This window comes from Glycomyces dulcitolivorans, assembly GCF_003265355.1.
GTDB lineage: Bacteria > Actinomycetota > Actinomycetes > Mycobacteriales > Micromonosporaceae > Glycomyces > Glycomyces dulcitolivorans.
This window is the reverse complement of the sequence record NZ_QFRW01000043.1, coordinates 1-2,234: the sequence shown is the minus strand read 5'-3', so window position 1 is coordinate 2,234 and position 2,234 is coordinate 1. Positions and strand designations below refer to the sequence as shown.

General features: G+C 67.8%; 1 protein-coding gene. It reads left to right on the top strand.

Translation table 11 applies throughout. From position 1 onward, the window contains the following. Positions 1-316 precede the first annotated feature (316 nt). A complete protein-coding gene (locus DI269_RS02555; protein ID WP_112133572.1) occupies positions 317-2,083 on the top strand; it encodes a glycoside hydrolase family 6 protein in 1,767 nt (588 codons plus the stop codon). The last annotated feature ends 151 nt before the right edge of the window (positions 2,084-2,234 follow it).

Sequence of the window (2,234 nt, the reverse complement as noted above, 5' to 3'; positions counted from 1 at the left end):
GACCGGCACTCCGCCCCGGAGCGGGGCCGCGCAGAGGCGCGGCCCCGCTTCCGCGTGCGCGGAGCGGACTTTTTCTAAGCATCCCTTCGGATGGGCGCGGGAGCGTTTTCACTGATTCAAGCGCTTGCCGATCGATCGCGCGAGCGTGAAAGCGGTGGCCAGATCGCTTCCATGCGCGAAATATCCTGCTGGACCTCTTGACAGTCCATCCATATATCGGAGATTATCAATGCACATCTTGGGAGCGCTTCCCTCGGTGGACACCCGTTCCGGGCTGCCATCGCGGCCCCCCATCGACTCCGAAGGACATCGAAAAATGCAAGTACCTAGAAGACGAAGGAGACTGGCGATCGCCGGCGTCGCGGTAGCCGCGCTCGCCGCCACCGGTCTGACCTTCGCTTCGGCGAACCAGGCACTCGCCGAAGAGGGCTGTCAGGTCAACTACAAGATCGTCAGCAGCTGGGGCTCCGGCTTCCAGGCCAACGTGACGATCACCGCCCAGGAGCCGATCAACGGCTGGGACCTCACGTGGACGTTCCCGTCCGGCACCACGGTCTCGAACGCGTGGAACGTCGGCTGGTCGCAGAGCGGCACCTCGTTCACCGGCTCGGACGTGGGCTGGAACGGCACGATCGCCTCCGGCCAGAGCCGCGAGGTGTTCGGCTTCATCGGCGCCGGCTCCACCACGACCCCGACGAACATCCGGATCAACGGCGACGTGTGCAACGGGCCGACGAACCCGCCGACGACGCCCACGAGCAACCCTCCGACCAGTGAGGACCCGGACCCCGGCGGCGGCGACAAGGTCGACAACCCGTACACCGGCGCGCAGGTCTACGTGAACCCGCAGTGGTCCGCGCGGGCCGCGGCCGAGCCCGGCGGCAGCGCCGTCGCGGACGAGCCGACCGGCGTGTGGCTGGACCAGACCAGCGCGATCCTGGGCAACGACTCGCCCACGACCGGCTCGATGGGCCTGGAGGACCACCTCGACGAGGCCCTGGAGCAGGGCGCGGACGTCATCCAGATCGTCATCTACAACCTGCCCGGCCGCGACTGCGCCGCCCTGGCCTCCAACGGCCAGCTCGGTGCGACCGAGATCGCCAGGTACAAGAGCGAGTACATCGACGCGATCGTCGACATCCAGGGGCTGGCCAAGTACGCGGACCTGCGGATCGTCAACGTCATCGAGATCGACTCGCTGCCGAACCTGGTGACCAACGTGACGCCGCGGGCGACCGCGACCGCCAACTGCGACACCATGAAGGCCAACGGGAACTACGTCAACGGCGTCTCGTACGCCGCGGCCGAGCTCGGCGCCCTGCCGAACACGTACAACTACATCGACGCCGGCCACCACGGCTGGATCGGCTGGGGCGACACGAACCCGCAGTACGACAACTTCTTCGCCGCGGCCGACCTCTTCGGGTCGCTCATCGGCCAGAACGGGATGACCGCGGACGACGTCCACGGCTTCATCTCCAACACCGCGAACTACTCGGTGCTGGAGGAGCCCTACTGGGCGGTCAACCAGGTCGTCGGCGGTCAGGCGCTGAACCAGAACCCGAACCTCCCGTGGGTGGACTGGAACGACTTCAACAACGAGAAGGACTTCACCGAGGCCTTCCGCAACGAGCTGATCGCGAGCGGGTTCAACTCCGACATCGGCATGCTGATCGACACCAGCCGCAACGGCTGGGGCGGTCCGAACCGCCCGACCGCGACGTCGACCTCGACCGACCCGGTCACGTTCGTGAACCAGTCCAGGATCGACCGCCGCTACCAGAAGGGCAACTGGTGCAACCAGGCCGGTGCCGGCCTCGGCGAGCGGCCGCAGGCCGACCCCGAGTCCTGGATCGACGCCTACGTCTGGATCAAGCCCCCGGGCGAGTCCGACGGCTCCTCGACGCTCATCCAGAACGACGAGGGCAAGGGCTTCGACCGGATGTGCGACCCGACCTACGGCGGCAACATCCGCAACGGCAACAACCCCTCCGGGGCGCGCGGCAACATGCCGCTCTCGGGCCACTGGTCCTCGGCGCAGTTCGCGGAGCTGCTGGCGAACGCCTACCCGCCGATCAACTGATTGACCGGGCCCGGCGCTTCCGGGAGGCGGATCGCCGGGCCCCTTCCGACCAGATCCTCGGTTCCTTCCGGAGACCGGGCCCCGCGGGACGGCGGGGCCCGGTCGCAAATCCCAAGTGCGACGCGCTGCGGCCCCGGCCGGTCATGAGACC

Bases quoted from the DNA above. Each gene is read 5' to 3' on its own strand.
- DI269_RS02555 (WP_112133572.1), top strand. From the start codon at position 317: ATGCAAGTACCTAGAAGACGAAGGAGACTGGCGATCGCCGGCGTCGCG.